Origin of the sequence: Streptomyces sp. SM10 (assembly GCF_002910915.1) — a bacterium.
GTDB lineage: Bacteria > Actinomycetota > Actinomycetes > Streptomycetales > Streptomycetaceae > Streptomyces.
Genome location: NZ_NEUF01000173.1, coordinates 203,624 through 216,693, shown reverse-complemented (window position 1 = coordinate 216,693; position 13,070 = coordinate 203,624). Strand labels below are relative to the sequence as shown.

General features: G+C 72.8%; 10 protein-coding genes. 7 read left to right on the top strand and 3 right to left on the bottom strand.

The window, feature by feature from the left end; genetic code table 11:
- Together B9S57_RS28660 and B9S57_RS28655 are read right to left on the bottom strand one after the other, a co-directional pair.
- Positions 1–1,437 (bottom strand): gamma-aminobutyraldehyde dehydrogenase (locus B9S57_RS28660; protein ID WP_103760075.1); only part of this gene is annotated, 1,437 nt, incomplete at its 3' end.
- 14 nt (positions 1,438–1,451) lie between these two features.
- On the bottom strand, positions 1,452–1,622 hold the full coding sequence (locus B9S57_RS28655; RefSeq protein WP_258036684.1) for a nuclear transport factor 2 family protein: 171 nt from the start codon (positions 1,620–1,622) through the stop codon (positions 1,452–1,454).
- A gap of 166 nt (positions 1,623–1,788) precedes the next feature.
- On the opposite strand from B9S57_RS28655, the gene B9S57_RS28650 reads away from it, so the two are divergent.
- Positions 1,789–3,240 carry a PucR family transcriptional regulator gene (locus B9S57_RS28650; protein ID WP_103760074.1) on the top strand — a complete coding sequence of 484 codons (1,452 nt, stop codon included), beginning with the start codon at positions 1,789–1,791 and terminating at the stop codon, positions 3,238–3,240.
- 39 nt (positions 3,241–3,279) lie between these two features.
- Here B9S57_RS28650 and B9S57_RS28645 read toward each other — a convergent pair whose 3' ends face one another.
- The gene (locus B9S57_RS28645) at positions 3,280–4,509 is read right to left on the bottom strand and encodes a CdaR family transcriptional regulator (protein ID WP_103760073.1); all 1,230 of its coding nucleotides are present in this window, start codon (positions 4,507–4,509) and stop codon (positions 3,280–3,282) included.
- 125 nt (positions 4,510–4,634) lie between these two features.
- On the opposite strand from B9S57_RS28645, the gene B9S57_RS28640 reads away from it, so the two are divergent.
- From B9S57_RS28640 to B9S57_RS28615, 6 genes are read left to right on the top strand one after another with little or no spacing between them, the layout of a single operon-like run.
- Positions 4,635–5,234: an urease subunit gamma gene (locus tag B9S57_RS28640; RefSeq protein WP_258036682.1), complete on the top strand. Its 600-nt coding sequence runs from the start codon at positions 4,635–4,637 to the stop codon at positions 5,232–5,234.
- Positions 5,231–6,916, top strand: a complete 1,686-nt coding sequence (locus tag B9S57_RS28635) for an urease subunit alpha (protein ID WP_103760071.1) — start codon at positions 5,231–5,233, stop codon at positions 6,914–6,916. Before B9S57_RS28640 ends, B9S57_RS28635 begins: the two co-directional genes overlap by 4 nt.
- A gap of 13 nt (positions 6,917–6,929) precedes the next feature.
- Complete coding sequence (locus B9S57_RS28630; RefSeq protein ID WP_103760070.1) at positions 6,930–8,645, top strand: amidohydrolase; 1,716 nt, start codon at positions 6,930–6,932, stop codon at positions 8,643–8,645.
- A complete protein-coding gene (locus tag B9S57_RS28625; protein WP_103760069.1) occupies positions 8,642–9,973 on the top strand; it encodes an MFS transporter in 1,332 nt (443 codons plus the stop codon). The genes B9S57_RS28630 and B9S57_RS28625 overlap by 4 nt, the downstream gene beginning before the upstream one ends.
- Entirely contained in the window at positions 9,970–11,646 is a 1,677-nt protein-coding gene (locus B9S57_RS28620; protein ID WP_103760068.1) for a thiamine pyrophosphate-dependent enzyme, read from the top strand. The genes B9S57_RS28625 and B9S57_RS28620 overlap by 4 nt, the downstream gene beginning before the upstream one ends.
- Positions 11,639–13,069, top strand: coding sequence for an aminobutyraldehyde dehydrogenase (locus tag B9S57_RS28615; RefSeq protein ID WP_103760067.1), 1,431 nt, complete (start codon positions 11,639–11,641; stop codon positions 13,067–13,069). The genes B9S57_RS28620 and B9S57_RS28615 overlap by 8 nt, the downstream gene beginning before the upstream one ends.
- The last annotated feature ends 1 nt before the right edge of the window (position 13,070 follow it).

The following is a 13,070-nucleotide window of genomic DNA, read 5'->3' as shown; positions in this document are numbered from 1 at the left end:
GAGCGAGGTCATGACGTGCTTGATGCGGGTGTAGTCCTCGAAGCCGTAGGCGGAGAGGTCCTTGCCGTAGCCGGACTTCTTGAATCCGCCGTGGGGCATCTCGGCGACCAGCGGGATGTGGGTGTTGATCCACACGCAGCCGAAGTCGAGGTTCTTGGACATCCGCATCGCACGGGAGTGGTCCTTGGTCCACACCGAGGAGGCCAGGGCGTACTCGACGCCGTTGGCGAACTCCACGGCCTGGGCCTCGTCCGTGAAGGACTGGACGGTGATGACGGGCCCGAAGACCTCCTGCTGGATGATCTCGTCGTCCTGGCGGAGGCCGGAGACGACGGTCGGGGCGTAGAAGTAGCCCGTGTCGCCGACGCGGTGGCCTCCCGACTCGACCTTGGCGTGCGCGGGGAGCCGCTCGATGAAGCCGCTGACCTGCGCCAGCTGGTTGGCGTTGTTGAGCGGGCCGTAGAGCACGTCCTCGTCGTCCGGCAGACCGGTCTTCGTGTCGGCCGCCGCCTTGGCGAGCGCGGTGACGAACTCGTCGTGGACGGACGCGTGGACCAGGACGCGGGTGGCGGCCGTGCAGTCCTGGCCGGCGTTGAAGAATCCGCCGACCACCAGGTCCTCGACCGCCTTCGCCAGGTCGGCGTCCTCGAAGACCACTGCCGGGGCCTTGCCGCCGAGCTCCAGGTGGACGCGCTTGACGTCCTTGGACGCGCTCTGGGCGACCTGGATGCCGGCGCGTACGGAACCGGTGATGGAGGCCATCGCCGGGGTCGGGTGCTCCACCATCAGGCGGCCGGTGTCGCGGTCGCCGCAGACCACGTTGAAGATGCCGCGCGGAAGCTGCAGATCGGCGAGGACCCCGCCGACGATCTCGGCGATGAGCACGGTGGACGCCGGGGTGGTGTCCGAGGGCTTGAGGACAACCGCGTTGCCCGCCGCGAGCGCGGGCGCGAACTTCCACACCGCCATCAGCAGCGGGTAGTTCCAGGGCGCGACCTGCGCACACACGCCGACCGGCTCCCGGCGGACGATGGAGGTGAGCCCCTCCATGTACTCCCCGGCCGAGCGGCCTTCGAGCATCCGTGCCGCACCCGCGAAGAAGCGCACCTGGTCGATGGCGGGGGCGAGTTCGTCGCTGCGGAAGAGGTGGAGCGGCTTGCCGGTGTCACGGCTCTCGGCGGCGGCCAGCTCCTCCGCCCGCTCCTCCATCGCGTCGGCGATCTTCAGGAGCGCGCGCTGGCGCACGGACGGCGTGGTGTCGCGCCAGACCGGGAAGGCGGCGGCCGCGGCCGCCATCGCCGCGTCGACGTCCGCCTCGCCCGAGAGCGGGGAGGTCGCGTAGACCGCACCGGTGGTGGGGTCCACCACGTCGAGCGTGCGGCCGTCCGCCGCGTCGGCGAAGGAACCGTCGATGTAGTTGCGGAACGTGGTGCTCATGGAACGTCTCCCGGTCAGGCGGTGGTGCGGGCGGAAAGGTGTTCGTGGACAGCGGTCCAGCGGCCGTCGCCTCCACGGGCGAAGACGATGGTCTCCCGCTCGTGGACCGTCTCCTCCCCCGCGTGCGTGGCGACCCGCGTCTCCACGTCGTGGCTGAAGACGGCCGTGTCGCCGAAGGGCTGGATCAGCGGGGCGGACGAGGGATCCGCTCGGCACCATAGGTCTCGATTTCGGTGATCGAGGTCGTCACGGACGCTCCACCTTCCGTTCCTGCGTAGGGGCTCCCAGCAGTCTGTGGCCCTGGATGATCAGCGACAATTGTGTCCGACACAGAGATGTACGCTCCTTTCTGTGGCCAGCAACAAACTCACGATCGAGGATCTGCTCACCTTCCCGGCGCTCCAGCTCTCGGTGAAGGCCGGCAGCGGCGGCCTGGGCCGCTCCGTGTCGTGGGCGCACGCCAGCGAGCTCGCCGATCCCACGCCCTGGCTGCTCGGCGCCGAGGTGATCATGACGGCGGGTCTGGCGGTGCCCCGTGACGCGGCCGGTCAGCGCGCCTATCTGGAGCGTCTGGACGACGCGGGCGTGTCGGGCCTCGCGCTCTCGGCTCAGCTGCACATGCCGCCGCTCCACGACGCGTTCTTCGAGGCGGCCGAGGAGCGGGGCTTCCCTGTCCTCGAAGTCCCGCTCGCGGTTCCCTTCATCGCCGTCTCCCAGGAGGTCGCGGCCGCGGTCCAGGAGGACGCCCGGCACCGGCTGGGAGCGCAGCTCCAGGTCTTCGGGTCCCTGCGCTGGCTGGTCGCCGAGGACCTCGACACCCCGGCGCTGCTGCGCCGGCTCGAAGGCCTGTCCGGTTACGACGTGTACCTCTGCACGCCGCAGGGCCGCCCCCTCCTGCCGGGCGTCCCCACGCCGGATCCCGGTGTCCTGCCGTCGTCCGTCGACGCCCCGCCCACGGTGCCCGGCGGCTTCGTCCTCCCGGTCCCGGCGCCCGGCGGCCCGGCGGGCTTCCTCGTCGCGTACGAGCGCCAGGGCGCCCAGCCGGCGGGGCTCGCCGTCGTCCAGCACATCGCGACCGTGGCGGCGCTGCGGCTGGCGATGGTGCGCAACGAGCGCGAGGTGCTGCGCCGCGAGGGGGCGGAGACGCTGGCCGAGATGCTGCAGGAGGTGCTCGATCCGGAGGCGGCACGCCGGCGGCTCGCCCGGCACGCGATCAGGGGCGAGGCCGTCCTCCTGGTGGTCCGCCACGCCACGGACGAGGCGCTGCTGCGCTGCCTGGAGGGCCGCCCCCATCTGCTGCTGACCTGGGGTGAGGACCGCTACGTCCTGGGTGCACCGGAGCTGGCGGAGGCCGTCGGAGGACTGCCGTCCGTGGCGGCGGGGATGAGCCGCCCCTTCCTGCCGGGCGTCGCGCTGAAGGTCGCCGAACGCGAAGCGCTCTGGGCGGTCTCGAAGGCCGCTGAGTCCGGCCGCCCGGTCGTCCGGTACGGCGACGACGCGACGGGACGCTGGCTGCCCGACGACCCCGCAGTCCTGGCCGCGCTCGTCGAGCACGTGCTCGGCGAGGTCCTGCGGTACGACGAGGCCCACGACTCGCATCTACTGGTCTCGGCCCGCACCTGGATGGAGCGTGACCGCCGTACGGAGACGGCCGCGGCGGCGCTCCACATCCACCCGAACACCCTCGCCTACCGGCTGCGCCGCTTCGGCACGCTCGCCCGGCGCGATCTGACCTCGACGGGTGCACTCGCCGAGGTCTGGCTGGCGATCCAGGCGGCGGGCGCGCTGGGCCTCACCGACTGAGGGGCGGGCGGCAGCCCCGCCCTGGTGCCGCCTGCCCGCTCAGAGCGGAGCCTCCGCCTGCGCCCTCCCCCCGGCCGCCCGCAGGGCCAGGGTCACCAGGGCGGCGTCCTCGGGGCGGCGGACGTCCCGCCCGGTGAGCTCGGCGAAGCGGGCGAAGCGGTGCTGGACGGTGTTGCGGTGGCAGTAGAGCGCCGTGGCCGTGTCGGCGACGGATCCGCTGCCCGCCAGGTGGACGCGGACCGTCTCCAGTAGCCGTTCGGCCTCCCCCTGGCCCACCCCGTCCGCCTGGAGCCCGCCGAGGACGTCGTCGGCGAGGTCGCGGGCGACGTCGTCGGCCCGCTGCACCAGGACGTCGAGCCAGCTCTCCTCCAGCCGCCTCGGCGCACCCGCGTCCGGCGGCAGCACCCGGGCCGTCGCGGTCGCGAGCTGGACCGCCCGGGGGACGGATCCGAGTCCGTCCCGGGCGCACGCCACCCCGCAGGGCGTTCCCTGGAGGCGGGCCAGGACCTTCTCCACGGTCGTACGCCGGTCCAGCTGCACGGTGAGCACCATGTCGGAGGCGACCGTCTGGAGCTGCACCGGCACGTCCAGCGCCCTGAGGTCGGCGGACGCCTTGCGCATGCCCGCGCCGTGCTGGGGTGAGGTCACCGCGCACAGGTAGCCGGCCTCCTCGGTGAAGCCGAGGGCGTGCGCCGCGTCGCCGACCACGGTGGGGTTGCGCCCCTCGTTGTCCAGCAGTCTTGCGAACCACATCCGGCGCTCGTCCTCGGTGCGCCGGCCCATCTCCAGGACCGTGCGCTGGTAGGCGGTCATGATCCCGGTGACATGCCCCTCGACCGCCTCCCACACCTGGTAGGCGGAGTTGACGAGCTGGGCGCTGTCCTCCTCCCCCGCCTTGCGGACCAGCGCGGCCCAGACCACGCGGAAGTCGAGGCGGGCGGCCTCCAGCAGAGACGACAGGGGGACGCCCTGCCGGGCCCGCTGTTCGCCGACGCGCTCCGACACCGACGCGATCGTCTCGGGCACGGGGACGCGGGCCACGGTGCGCAGCAGCAGCTCGAAGGCCTGCCAGGCGGTCTCGCGGAACTCGTCGTCCAGGACGCGGTCCGCGTAGGTGGCGCGCACCGGCCGCACGTACTCCACCCACACCCCGACCAGGCTGTCGATCTCCTGGAGGCACTGCCGGGCGAGCTCCGTCACGCGCGGGTCGGGCGGCGGGAAGAGCCCGGGGGCCTGACGGGCGGCGACGAAGGACGGGTCATTGTGCATGTGCACCATCCTCGCCCGCACCCCGGTGGCATTTCAACGTTGGCTGAAACCGCGCCCCCATCAATGCTGGGGAAGTCCGACAGGCCATGGCCTGATCCCCATCTGCAGAGGGCGCCGCTGTGCACATGACTCCTCGCGAACGGGAGCGGCTGGAGCTGTTCACCGTCGCAGAACTCGCCCGGCGGCGCCTGGCGCGCGGCCGACGACTCAACGTCCCGGAGGCGATCGCCCTGATCTGCGACGAGGTGCTCGAAGCCGCCTGGGACGGACAGAGCCTGGACGAGGTCATCGAGACCGGGCGCGGGGTGCTGACCGAGGACGACGTGATGGAGGGCGTCCCGGAGATGATCCCCCAGGTCCAGGTCGAGGCGCTGTTCCCGTCCGGCACCTCCCTGGTGGCCGTCGACCGTCCCATCACCGCGGCGGGTGGTGCCCCCGCCCCGGGAGCGGTGCACACCGCGGCCGAGCCCGTCGAGATCAACACCGGACGGCCCCGCGCCCGGCTGACCATCCGCAACACCGGTGACCGCACCGTCCACCTCTCCTCGCACTACCCGCTCGCCGAGGTCAACGCGGCCCTCTCGCTCGACCGTGAGGCGGCCGCGGGCATGCGCCTCGACATCCCTGCCGGCACCGCGCTCGCCTTCGAGCCGGGTGAGGTGCGCGAGGTCGGTGTGGTCACCGCCCGGCACACGGCCGGCGACTCCCAGGAGGCCTCCGCATGACCCGCATCGACCGGCGCACGTACAACGCCCTCTACGGTCCGACGACCGGCGACCGCATCCGTCTCGGCGACACCTGCCTGTGGGTCGAGGTCGAGGCCGACGACGGGACCCCCGGCGACGAACTGCTGGGGGGCTGCGGCAAGACGGTCCGTGACGGGCTCCTCGCCTCGCCCCGTTCCGACCGCGACTCCGCGCTGGACATGGTGGTCGCCGGTGTCGTGCTCATGGACCCGGTGCTGGGGGTCCGCAAGACCGACATCGGGATCAAGGACGGGCGCATCGTCGCCGTCGGCGGCGTCGGCAATCCGGATGTCATGGACGTCGAGTACGCCGTCGACTCCCACACCTCGGTGGTGCCGGGCGAGGGGCTGATCGCGACTCCGGGCATCGTCGACAGCCATGTCCATCTCTCCTCGCCCGAGGTGGCCCCGGCCGCACTGTCCGCCGGGGTGACCACGCTCGTCGGGATGGGGCTCGGCGGCGTGTGGGAGATCGGCTGCAACCCGGCGCACAACCTGCACACCCTGATGAGCGCCTGGCAGGGCACACCGCTCAACATCGCCTTCCTGGCGCGCGGTTCGTCCAGCTCGCGCGCTCTGCTGGACGAGATCACGCTCGCCGGGGCCGGCGGATTCAAGATCCACGAGGACTTCGGGGCGACACCGCGCATCATCGACAACTGCCTCGACACCGCCGACCAGGCCGATCTGCCCGTCGCGCTGCACACCGACTCCATGAACGAGTCCGGCTATCTGCGCGACACGCTGGGGGCGACGCGCGGCCGCACGGTGCACGCCTACCACGTGGAGGGCGGCGGCGGGCACCCCGACCTCCTGGAGATCCTCTCCGAGCCGAACATCCTGCCGTCGTCGACGACGCCCACGGTGCCGTACACCCCCAACACCGTCGGCGAGCTGTTCCCGATGACGATGACCGTCCACCGGCAGAACCACCACTCCGAGAGCGATGTGACGATCTCCCGGAGCCGGATCCGGGGCCATGCCATCGCCGCCGAGAACGCGCTGCACGACCTGGGCGCGATCTCCATCGTCAACTCCGACTCCATGGGCATGGGCCGCATCGCCGAGACGGTGCGCAGGACCTGGCAGCTCGCCCATGTGCAGGCCCTCGCGAACGGCGGTGGCGGGGTGGAGCGCTCGGAGAACGCCCGGGCCCTGCGCTACCTCGCGAAGATCACGCTCAACCCGGCGATCGCCCACGGCCTCGCCCACGAGGTCGGGACCGTACAGGCGGGGCGGATGGCCGATCTCGTCCTCTGGGACCCCAAGTGGTTCGGCAGCAAGCCCGAGCTGGTCATCAAGGCGGGTTTCGTGGCGTGGGGCAACAGCGGCTCGGGCTCGGGCTCGACCCGCCTCACCCAGCCGCGGAGCTACCGGCCCTACTACGGCGCGCTCGGCGGTGCCCCCGCCCGGCTCGCCAAGGTCTTCGTCGCCGAGGCGGCGCTGGCCGACCGCGCGGCCCGGGCGGCTCTGCCCGGCGGACTCAGTTACGCGCCGATCCGCGGGAGCCGCGGTCTGACCCGCGCCGACATGCTGCACAACACGGCGACGCCGCGCGTCATCGTGCCCCGGGAGCCCGCTCCGGTCCTCGTCGACGGCGTGCCGACCGGCACGGCGCCCGCCACCGCTGTGCCGCTCGCGCAACTGCACCACCTCGCCTGAGAGGCACCCCGACATGCGACTGGACCTCATCGTCCGCAACGCCCGCATCCGCACCCTCGACCCCGCGCGCCCGGACGCCCACACGCTCGGTGTGCTCCACGGCACCGTCGTCGGTCTCGACGAGGACGTCGCAGACCTGCCCGCGCGGCGCGTGCTCGACGCGGGCGGCGCCACCGTCCTGCCCGGCTTCAACGACGCCCACTGCCACACGGCGTGGTTCGGCCTCACCCTCACCCAGCTCGACGTCTCCACGGCGCGTTCGGTCGATGAGGTGTACGCCTCCGTCTCCGCCTACGCGGACGGGCTCGCCCCGGACGCCTGGGTGACCGGCGCCGGGCTCGACCACCACCGGCTCGGCGGCTATCCGCACCGCGACGCACTCGACCGTGCGGCCGGGGGGCGGCCCGTCTGGCTCAAGCACACCTCCGGGCACGCCTGCGTGGTGAACACACCGGTGCTGCGGGCGGCCGGCGCGCTCGATCCGGGGTTCCGCGATCCCGACGGCGGAGTCGTCTCGCGGGACGAGAGGGGCCGCCCCGACGGCCTGCTGGAGGAGACCGCGCAGCGGCTGGTGCAGCGGCAGGTGCTGCCGTACCCGGCGGAGACCGTCGCCGCCGCGGTCGGCGCGGCGACCCGGCACTACCTGACCGAGGGCGTCACCAGCTTCACCGAGGCAGGGATCGGCGGCGGCTGGATCGGGCACACGCCGGTGGAGGCCGCCGCCTACCAGCTGGCACGGGAGACCGGACGGCTGCACACCCGCGCCCAGCTGATGGCCGCGTCCGACGTTCTGCACCCGCTGACCGCGCACGCCGACGACGGCATCACGCTCGGGCTCGACCTCGGGATGCGCACCGGCTTCGGCGACGACCGGCTCTCCCTCGGCCCGGTGAAGATCTTCCTCGACGGTTCGCTCCTGGGCCGCACGGCCGCGGTGAGCGAACCCTTCTGCGGGTGCCCCCACAACGAGACGCGGCCCACGGGCTACTTCCAGGGGGACGCCGACGCCATGGCGGACCTGGTCGTCGCCGCCCACCGGTCCGGCTGGACCGTGGCCGCGCACGCCATCGGCGACCGTGCCGTGGACCTGGCACTCGACGCCTTCGCGCGCGCCCACGGGGAACGGCCCCGCGGCGGCGTACGGCACCGGATCGAGCACGCCGGGGTGGTACGCCCCGACCAGCTGGCCCGCTTCGCCGAGCTGGGCGTGGTCCCCGTGCCGCAGCACAACTTCCTGCACACCTTCGGGGACGCCATGGCCGCCGCACTCGGCCCGGAGCGCACCGCGTGGTCCTACCGGATGCGCTCGTTCACGGAGCTCGGGCTGCCCGTCCCGGGCAGTTCCGACCGCCCCGTGGCGCCCGGCGCCCCTCTCCCCGCGATCCAGTCGATGGTCACCCGGCTGACCGAGACGGGTGTGCCGTATGGTCCGGACGAAGGAATTCCGGTTCTGGCCGCGCTCCGCGCCTGGACCGAGGGCTCGGCCCTGGCCACAGGCTTCGGCGGGCGCAAGGGGCAGCTCGTCCCCGGCCAGCTCGCCGACCTCGTCGTCCTGGACGGCGACCCCGTCCGCACGGACCCCGACCGCATCGGCGCGATCGGGATCCTCAGCACCGTCGTCGGCGGCGACCCCGCCCACGATCCGCACGGTCTGACCCGTGCCCCCGCACGCTCCGGTCCCCCGTCCCCTCCGGCCGCCGAGGCCGCCGCTCCCCAGGAGAACGCGTGAGCACCCCATCCAAGCCCGACCTCAAGGACATCCGAAGGCTGCTGACAGCGGCTTTCAGCGGCACCGCCCTGGAGTGGTACGACTACTTCCTCTACGGCACCGCCGCCGCGCTCGTCTTCAACAAGCTGTTCTTCCCCGAGCTCGATCCGACGGTGGGCACCCTCGCCTCGTTCGTCACGTTCGCCGTCGGGTTCGTGGCACGGCCCATCGGCGCCGCCGTCTTCGGGCACGTCGGCGACCGCTACGGCCGCAAGGTCTCCCTGATCATCACCGTGCTGATGATGGGGGCCACCACCGGCTGCATCGGCCTGCTGCCCACGTACGGGAGCATCGGGATCTGGGCGCCGGTGCTGCTGTGCGTCCTGCGCTTCCTCCAGGGCATATCCGTCGGCGGTGAGTGGTCCGGGGCGATGCTGCTCACCCTGGAGCACACGCCGAAGGAGAAGCACGGCAGCTACTCGTCGATACCGCAGCTGGGCTCGCCCGTCGGCACCCTGCTCTCCAGCGGTGCCTTCGCGCTCGTGGGCATGCTGCCGGACGACGCGTTCCTCTCGTGGGGCTGGCGCCTGCCCTTCCTCGTCGCCTTCCCCCTGCTGGGCTTCGCCCTCTACCTGCGCATGCACATCGAGGAGTCCCCGGCCTTCCGCGCCATGCTGGAGGACGCCGAGCGCAACGGCCCGAAGCCGGCCCCCGTCGTCGAGGCGTTCCGCCGCACCTGGGGCCGCATGATCATCGGCATCGGGGCCGCCTTCCTCGGCGTCGGCGGCTTCTTCCTGATGAGCACGTTCGTGATCTCGTACGGCACCGACGAGCTGGGCCTCGACAAGCAGACGATGCTCAACGCCACCGTCATCGGCTCCGTCGTCGAGATCATCGTGCTCGTCCTGGCCGGCCGGCTCGCCGACCGCATCGGCGCCTGGCGGGTGTGCGCCCTCGGGGCCGTCGCCACCATGGCCGTCGCCTTCCCGGCCTTCTGGCTCGTCGACACCAAGGAGACCGGCCTGGTCTACCTGGGCGTCTCGCTAGGGATCGGCGCGCTCTCGATCCCGTACGCGCCCATCGGCGCCGTCGTCTCCGGGATGTTCCCCGAGGAGTTCCGCTACAGCGCCGTCGCCATGTCCTACAACCTCGCGGGGGTCCTGTCCGGCTTCGTGCCGCTCATGGCCACCTCGCTCACCAGCGTCGCCGGTGGCGCCTCCTGGGGCGCCTCGCTGCTCCTCATGGCCATCGCCGCCTGCACCGTCGTGGGGTCCATCGCCGCCGGATCCGTCCTGCGGCGGCGCGGCCCCTCCCCCCAGCCCGTCCGACACGTCGAGGTCTCCGCATGACAGCGCCCCACCCTGCCCGCACCGGCGGCCAGGTCCTGATCGACCAGCTCGCCGCCCACGGCGTCGACACCGCGTACGGGGTGCCGGGTGAGAGCTACCTGGCCGCTCTCGACGCCCTGCACGACGCCCCGCTCCGCCTGGTGGTGTGCCGCCACGAGGGTGGTGCCGCCTACATGGCCGAGGCCCACGGGAAGCTCACCGGGCAGCCCGGGGTCTGCTTCGCCACCCGCGGCCCCGGCGCCACCAATGCGCTGGTGGCACTGCACACTGCATATCAGGACGCCACACCGCTCGTCCTGTTCATCGGGCTCGTCCCCCGCCGCCACACGGGCCGCGCGGGCTTCCAGGAGCTGGACCTGCGCGGGACGTTCGGTGCCAGCGCCAAGCTCGTCGAGACGGTCGACGACGCGGCCCGCATCCCCGAGCACGTGGCCCGGGCCTTCGCCGTCGCACGGAGCGGCCGGCCCGGTCCCGTGGTCGTCGGCCTGCCCGAGGACATGCTCACCGACACCGTGCGGGTCGGCGACGCCGTCCCGCTGACCGTTCCGGACGGCGGGGTGGCGCCCGGCGAACTCGCCTCGCTGGAGGCGCTGCTGGCGTCCGCCGAGCGCCCCCTCGTCCTGCTGGGCGGCAGCCGCTGGACGCCCGCGGCACGTACCGGTGTACGCGCCTGGGCCGAGGCATGGTCGCTGCCCGTCGCGGTGGACTTCCGCTGCCAGGACCTGATCGACAACGAGTCCCCCGTGTACGTCGGGCCTCTCGGCTACGGCCGGGACGAGGCGCTGGCCGAGCGGGTCCGCACGGCGGACCTGCTGATCAGCATCGGTACGGCGCCCGGCGACGTGGCCACCGACGGCTACTCGCTCCTGACGCGGGACGGTCCGGGGCCGCGCCTGGTGCAGGTGCTGGCGGACTCCCAGCCGCCCGGCGCCCTCTACCCCACCGCACTGACGATGCTCGCGGCCCCGGAACCCTTCGGCGAGGCGGTCCGCACCCTGCAGCCCTCCGGGCCGGTGCCGTGGGCGGTCCTCACCAAGCAGGACCGGGAGGCGCACCTGGCCTTCCGCACCCCGGTGCCCGAGCAGGACCGGCTCGACCTCGGTGCGGTCTTCGCCGCCCTGAACACCAGGCTGTCCGCCGACGCCGTCGTCACCTTCGGCGCGGGCAACCACGCCATCTGGGCGCAGCGATTCCTGGCCCACCGCGAGGGAGGGCGTCAACTCGCCCCGCGCAACGGCTCCATGGGCTACGGGATACCCGCGGCGGTGGCCGCCGCGATCGGGCACCCGGGCCGCCAGGTCGTGTCCGTCGCCGGTGACGGCTGCTTCCTGATGAACGGTCAGGAACTGGCCACCGCCATGGCCGAGGGTGCGGCCCCGCTGGTCCTGGTCCTGAACAACTCCACCTTCGGCACCATCCGGCAGCACCAGGAGCAGACCTACCCCGGACGCGTCAGCGGCACCGCACTGAGCAATCCCGACTTCGCCGTGTACGCCAGGGCCTTCGGGGCCCACGGCGAAACCGTCACGGAGACCGCCGAGTTCGTCCCGGCCCTCGAACGCGCCCTCGCCTCGGGCACGGCCGCGCTGATCGAGCTGAAGGTGACCGAGGGCCGGCTGGCCCCAGGCGTCACCGTGGACTCCCTGCGCGAAAGGAGCGTCACCCATGGCTGACCTGGATCTCCGTAACGTCGTCGACGGCCGGAGCACGGACACCGCCGACCGCATGGAGCTGACCGACCCGGCGACCGGGCAGGTCTACGGCACCGCTCCCCGCTCCTCGGCCGCCGAGGTGGACGCCGCCGTGGCCGCGGCACGCCGCGCGCTGCCGGCCTGGCGCCGCGGCACCCCGGCTCGCCGGCAGGAGGCCCTGCTGCGCCTGGCCGACCTCGTGGTCGCCCACGCGGACGACCTGCTGGATGCCGAGGTGCGCAGCACCGGGAAGCCGCGTGCGGTCACCCGGACGCTCGAAATCCTGCGGGGCGCAGACCAGTTGCGGTTCTTCGCGGGTGCGGCCCGGCTCCTGGAGGGCATCGCGGCCGGGGAGTACGCGGAGGGCCACACCTCCTACGTGCGCCGTGAGCCGGTCGGGGCCGTCGCCCAGGTCACCCCGTGGAACTACCCGTTCATGATGGCGGTGTGGAAGCTCGGCCCGGCGCTGGCCGCCGGCAACACCGTGGTGCTCAAGCCGTCGGACACCACGCCCTGGTCCACGGTCCTGCTCGGCGAACTCGCCCAGCAGGCCTTCCCGCCCGGGGTCGTGAACGTCGTCTGTGGGGACCGAGACACCGGACGCGCCCTCGTCGCGCACCCGGACATCGACATGGTCGCCATCACCGGCAGCACCCGAGCCGGTGCGGAGGTGATGAGCACGGCGGCACATGAGATCAAGAACGTCCACCTGGAGCTGGGCGGCAAGGCACCGGCCCTCGTCTTCGCCGATGTCGACGCGGTCCGGACGGCCCGCGCCCTGGCCGATGCGGCCTTCTTCAACGCGGGCCAGGACTGCACCGCCCTGACCCGCGTACTGGTCCAGCGCGAGGCGCACGACGCCCTGCTCGCGGCGCTCGTCGAGGCGGCACGGGACACCCGGGCGGGCCCGCCCGACGAGGAGGGCGTGTTCCACGGCCCCCTCAACAGCGCCGCCCACGCCGACCGGGTGGCTGCCGTCCTGGCCGGCCTGCCTCCGCACGCGCGGATCGAAGCGGGCGGGACCGTGCTCGACCGGCCGGGCTACTTCTTCCCGCCCACCGTCGTCTCGGGCGTGCGGCAGGACGACGACGTCGTCCAGGGGGAGGTCTTCGGACCTGTCCTCACCGTGCAGCCCTTCGACACCGAGGAGGAGGCCGTCGCCCTCGCCAACGGCGTCGACCTGGGTCTCGCGTCCAGTGTCTGGACCGTCGACCTGGGCCGTGCGATGAGGGTGAGCGCGGAGCTCGACTTCGGCTGCGTCTGGCTCAACTGCCACCAGGTGATCCCGGCCGAGACTCCGCACGGCGGCTACAAGCAGTCGGGCATCGGCCGAGACCTGAGCCGGTACGGGCTCGACGACTACACACGCGTCAAGCACGTCATGGCCGCCCACGCCGCGCCCTGAG

Excerpts from the sequence above, each read along its gene's own strand:
- B9S57_RS28635 (WP_103760071.1), top strand. The coding sequence starts at position 5,231 with ATGACCCGCATCGACCGGCGCACGTACAACGCCCTCTACGGTCCGACG.
- B9S57_RS28645 (WP_103760073.1), bottom strand. The coding sequence starts at position 4,509 with ATGCACAATGACCCGTCCTTCGTCGCCGCCCGTCAGGCCCCCGGGCTC.
- B9S57_RS28620 (WP_103760068.1), top strand. The coding sequence starts at position 9,970 with ATGACAGCGCCCCACCCTGCCCGCACCGGCGGCCAGGTCCTGATCGAC.
- B9S57_RS28630 (WP_103760070.1), top strand. The coding sequence starts at position 6,930 with ATGCGACTGGACCTCATCGTCCGCAACGCCCGCATCCGCACCCTCGAC.
- B9S57_RS28640 (WP_258036682.1), top strand. The coding sequence starts at position 4,635 with ATGACTCCTCGCGAACGGGAGCGGCTGGAGCTGTTCACCGTCGCAGAA.
- B9S57_RS28615 (WP_103760067.1), top strand. The coding sequence starts at position 11,639 with ATGGCTGACCTGGATCTCCGTAACGTCGTCGACGGCCGGAGCACGGAC.